The organism is Eggerthella sp., assembly GCF_048329335.1.
Lineage (GTDB): Bacteria > Actinomycetota > Coriobacteriia > Coriobacteriales > Eggerthellaceae > Eggerthella > Eggerthella lenta.
The window spans coordinates 1-4798 of sequence record NZ_DBFEGU010000252.1 but is presented as its reverse complement, the minus strand read 5'-3'; the positions used below and the strand labels follow the sequence as shown (position 1 = coordinate 4798).

The following is a 4798-nucleotide window of genomic DNA, read 5'->3' as shown; positions in this document are numbered from 1 at the left end:
CGTGAAGCACGTGCGCTGCGGGAACTGTCGCACCGTGCTCTCGAACGCACCGATCATCGCTGCCGGATTCCTGCCTTTCGGTTGCCGCCTGCCAGACGTGCGATCTTACGGAAACTTGGGGAACTGGGTGAAGTCGGGGGCGCGCTTCTCCTTGAACGCGTCGCGACCCTCCTTCGCCTCGTCGGTGGTGTAGTACAGAAGCGTGGCGTCGCCGGCGAGCTGCTGGATGCCCGCAAGCCCGTCCGTCGCCGCGTTGAACGAGGCCTTCATGAAGCGCAGCGCCGTGGGACTGAACTGCAGCATCTCCTGCGCCCAGCTCACGCACTCCGCTTCCAGATCCTCGAACGGGACCACTTTGTTGACCAGGCCCATCTCAAGCGCCTCGGCAGCCGTGTACTGGCGGCAGAGGTACCAGATCTCGCGCGCCTTCTTCTGGCCCACGATGTTCGCCAGATAGCCCGCGCCGTAGCCGGCGTCGAAGCTGCCCACCTTCGGGCCCGTCTGGCCGAACTTGGCCGTTTCGGCCGCGATGGAGAGGTCGCACAGGATGTGCAGCACGTGCCCGCCGCCGATGGCGTAGCCGTTCACCATGGCGATGACGGGCTTGGGCACCACGCGGATGAGACGCTGCAGGTCCAGCACGTTGAGGCGCGGGATGTTGTCCTCGCCCACGTAGCCGCCGTTGCCGCGGATCTTCTGGTCGCCGCCGGAGCAGAACGCCTCGTCCTCGTGACGGCCGCCGTGGTTGACGCCGGTCAGGATGATGACGCCGATGGATGCGTCGTCGCGCGCCTCGCTGAACGCGTCGTACAGCTCGGTGACGGTGAGCGGGGTGAACGCATTGCGTCGCTCGGGCCGGTTGATGCTGATCTTGGCGATGCCGCCTGCTGTTTCATAGATGATCTCGCGGTACGCCTTGCCCGCCTGCCACGCAATGTCGCCCATGGCCGTCCTTTCGTCGCGCGCCGCGCGAAGCGGCTGCGCCGTGTGTAGAAGGGGATCTCCGACTAGATGTTCCCTATAGTAGCGCGTATCGCGCGTTTTCGCACCTCAAAGCAAAATTTCTCCGGAAAGATCGGGTACGCTTCGCCAATGGTTGAAGCGAGCGCTACCCCGTGTTCTGCAGGCCGGCGGAAACCCCGGTCACGGTGGCCAGGATGAGCCCTAGATACTCGGTCTTGACCTCGTCCGAAAGCTCTTCCTGTCGGTTTCGGATCACGCGCAACGCGCGCACTTGGGCAAGCGAGAGCGCGTCCACGTAAGGGTTGCGCACGCGGATGGCGCAACCAAGCACGCGGCGGTGCTGCAGCGGCCACTCGTCTCCCACGATGGCCAGCGCCCACGAACGCGTCAGCTGCATCTCGTCGAACACCGCCTGAGCCAGGTCGTCGCGGTCGCCCAGCGCCAAGTACATCTTCGCAATTCGCGCGTCGGTTTTGGCGATGGACATCTCCACGTTGTCGACGAACGTGGCGAACAGAGGCCATTCGCGATACGCGCGCTGCAGAAGCTCCAGGTCACCCACCTGTTCGCACGCCGCACCCAGGCCGTACCACGCAGCCAGGTTGATGCGCGCCTGCGACCACGAGAACACCCACGGGATGGTGCGCAGGTCGTCAAGCGATTGGGCTCCCAAGCCGCGCTTGGCAGGACGGCTGCCGATGGGCAGCAGGCCCACTTCGGCCAAAGGCGTGACGGTGGAGAACCACGGCGCGAAGCCGTCGGTATGCAGCAGATCCAGATAGCGCTCGTAGGCGGCTTCGTTCAAACGCGCGGCCACATCGGAGAAGCGTACGGATGCCTCGGTGTTGACGCGCTCGACCGACGGCGCCGAGTTCATGAGCGTGGCCGCCGCGACGCTTTCGATATGGCGCAGCGCAAGCGAGCGGTTGCCGTAACGTGCGAAGATGACCTCGCCCTGCTCGGTCACCTTGAATCGGCAGTTCACCGACCCCTTCGGCTGCGCGAGCACCGCGCGGTTCGCCGGCCCGCCCCCGCGGCCCACCGCGCCGCCGCGACCGTGCATGAGCACGACGTCGATGCCGCGCTCCTCGGCCCAGCGGGCGATGCGCTCCTGCGCGGAATGCAGGGCGAGCGTGGCGGTGACGGGGCCGGCGTCCTTCGAAGAGTCCGAGTAGCCCAGCATGACCTCCATGCGCCGCCCCGTCTGCGCCAGGCGGCGCTGCACGGCCGGCAGCTGCAGCATCCCGTCCAGCACGGTGACGCAGTTCTCCAAGTCCTCCAGCTGCTCGAACAAGGGAATCACGTCCAGCTCGGGCACGTCCTGCGCGTGCGAGAATGCGAGCTCTGCCAGCTCGTAGACGTCGGCCATGTGCCGAGCGCTCTTGGTGAACGACACGATGTAGCGTCGGGCCATCTTCTGCCCGTAGCGCTTCTGGATGGCGCCGATGGCGCGGAACGTGTCCAGCACCTCGCGCGTCATGGGGTCGAGCTTGCCCAGCACGCCATGGGAGCGGATATCGGCTAGCGCGCGTTCGTGCACGAGCGAGTGCTGGCGGAACTCCATTTCCACCATATGGAACCCGAACGTCTCAACCTGCCATATCAGCGTTTGCACGGGCCCGTACGCGGCGCGTGCGGCACCGGCGCGCGCGAGCGAGTCCTGCACCGTGCGCAGGTCGGCCAGCAGCTCTTCGGGCGACAGGTACATGATGTCGGCGTTGCGCGCCACGGTGCCCTCGAGGCGTGCGGCCATCACCAGCATGACGGCGCGGTGCGGCTCGAAGCCCAGGTCGTCGGCCACCCGTCCCGTCAGCGTCTCACTCATCTCCACGAGATGGCTCCACAGGTTCATAAGCTCTTCCGAGGGCGCGGTGTACCGCGACTCCAGCGTGAGGTTGCGCCCGATGTTGCGGCATTCTTGGGCCAGCTTGGCCACCATATGCGCGAAGTACTTCGCCGCCACGCGGCGCGACACCTTCGCTGTGACGTTCGGGTTCCCGTCGCGGTCCGACCCGATCCAGCTGCCCGGACGGAAGAACGCCGGGCACACGGGCGGCACGCTGCCGGCGTCCTCGCCCAGCACCCAGTCGTCGAAACGCCGGTACACCTGCGGCACTGTATCGAACAGCGTGTTGTCGAAGATGTCGATGACGGTGTCGGCCTCTTCCAGGGGCGTGGGCTTCTTGAGCTCGGTGGGCGAGGTGCGCACGAGCGCGTCGATCTCCTGCAGCATGTGGCGCTCGTTCTCCAGGAGAGCCGATCCGCCCAGGTAGGGATGCTCATCCAGCAACGCGGCGATACGGCGGATCTTGCCCTCTACCGCTTTGCGGCGCGCCTCAGTGGGGTGCGCGGTGAACACGGGGTGGAATTCCAAGCGACCCAGCAGCTCGGCCGTGCGTTCGGGGCCCACCTCGTCCAATAGATGGCCGTACGCCACCACCAGCTCGTTCGATGTGTCCACGGCCGACTCCATCGACACGTTGCGCTCCAACTCGCGCAGCGTTTCCACGCGGTAGTTCTCCTCGGACAGGTTCGCCAGATGGAAGAACGACGTGAACGCGCGCACCACCACTTGCGCTTGGTCGACCGGCAACGCGTCGATGAGCTCGACGGCCTCGCGGAACGCCCGCGCGCCCTCGGTGTCGGCCGTGGGGATGCCCTGGGCATCGGTGGGCTCGTCTGCGGCGACGGTGCCCGGGTTGCCCTCGTTCGCCCTGATCATGCTGTTGAACAGACGGTCGAAGAGAGCGCAGACGGCCGGATCGTACTCCTTGAGCACCTTTCGCTCCATGCGGAGGAACAACACGAGGTTGTCGCGCAGGCTCTCGGGGATCTCGATCTCCGTGTAGGATTCGATAGCCTCGGCGGTGTCCGACGCGCCCAGATGACGGTCGAGGGAAAGGGCTGTTCCGCCTTCGAGATCGGCCATGATGCCTCCTGCTCCTGGAAAATGAGACAAAGGGACGGGCCAATGTCTCATTTCGCCTCGTTCGTTTCTTGCCGCGTCATTATACTCGTTCGGGAACGACCAGAGACAGGCTGTAACGCAACCTCGACAAGAGGCGAGGAGCGAAACCGTTTCGCAGCCAGCGCAACTCGCGAATCGGCCCGAAACTCTTCTTGCGAATAGTGGACCGTTTTGTATAATAAGGGCGAGCCGCAGGGAGCGTGTACTCCCCACGGCTCTCGGATCGCTTCGGCGGTTTGGGTTTACTTGTGGCGCTCCTTTCCCCTACGGGTTAGGAGCGCGCTCCTTATCACCAGAAACAGCTCGATGACGCGGGTAGCGAACTCCAAGAGCAAAATCACCAACGAAGCAATCCCCAAAACGGTCATGGTCATCACCTCCAATCGTCTAGAATATTGAGAGGGAGAGGCACCAAGCCGCCGGATCGAATCCGTGCTTCTCAGTATAGCGAGCCCGTTCTACGTTTCCATGGCACGCATCACCATGAAAAACCTTCCCGATCTTGCGCGGTTCCAACGCCGTTCCCACGCGGATTCCACGTTTCTTGCCACCTTTTCCAATGCGGATTCGTCATTCCCCGAGGAACAGCGATACTTCCTGGACGAACGCGGCGGGGGCTTCCAAGTGGGCGTTGTGGCCCGCGCCGGGAACGACGCGCATGACCGCACCCGCTTCGGCAGCTTGAGCTGCGAGGACGCGGTACTTCTCGTCGCGCTCGCCCGCCAGGTAGAGCAACGGCGTGCCGCCGGCGCGCAGGACGGCGAGCGTTTCGAGCGTTTCCGCACGCGAGGGCATGACGTGCTGGCCGGCTTGCTCGAACGTGCGCGCAAGAGCCTCGGCGTCGTTCGCCATGCGTCCGGCGCGCAG

At 65.0% G+C, this 4798-nt stretch carries 3 protein-coding genes; all 3 read right to left on the bottom strand.

The genetic code is table 11. The features are described from left to right. Positions 1-105: 105 nt before the first annotated feature. Positions 106-945: a 1,4-dihydroxy-2-naphthoyl-CoA synthase gene (gene menB / locus ACMO6A_RS08095; protein WP_086414220.1), complete on the bottom strand. Its 840-nt coding sequence runs from the start codon at positions 943-945 to the stop codon at positions 106-108. A gap of 163 nt (positions 946-1108) precedes the next feature. Then, positions 1109-3892, bottom strand: a complete 2784-nt coding sequence (locus tag ACMO6A_RS08090; RefSeq protein ID WP_418471063.1) for a phosphoenolpyruvate carboxylase — start codon at positions 3890-3892, stop codon at positions 1109-1111. 609 nt (positions 3893-4501) lie between these two features. Beyond that, positions 4502-4798, bottom strand: a 297-nt coding sequence (locus ACMO6A_RS08085; protein WP_418471062.1) for an alpha/beta fold hydrolase, incomplete at its 5' end; no start/stop codon positions are given.

Excerpts from the sequence above, each read along its gene's own strand:
- menB (WP_086414220.1), bottom strand. The coding sequence starts at position 945 with ATGGGCGACATTGCGTGGCAGGCGGGCAAGGCGTACCGCGAGATCATC.
- ACMO6A_RS08090 (WP_418471063.1), bottom strand. The coding sequence starts at position 3,892 with ATGGCCGATCTCGAAGGCGGAACAGCCCTTTCCCTCGACCGTCATCTG.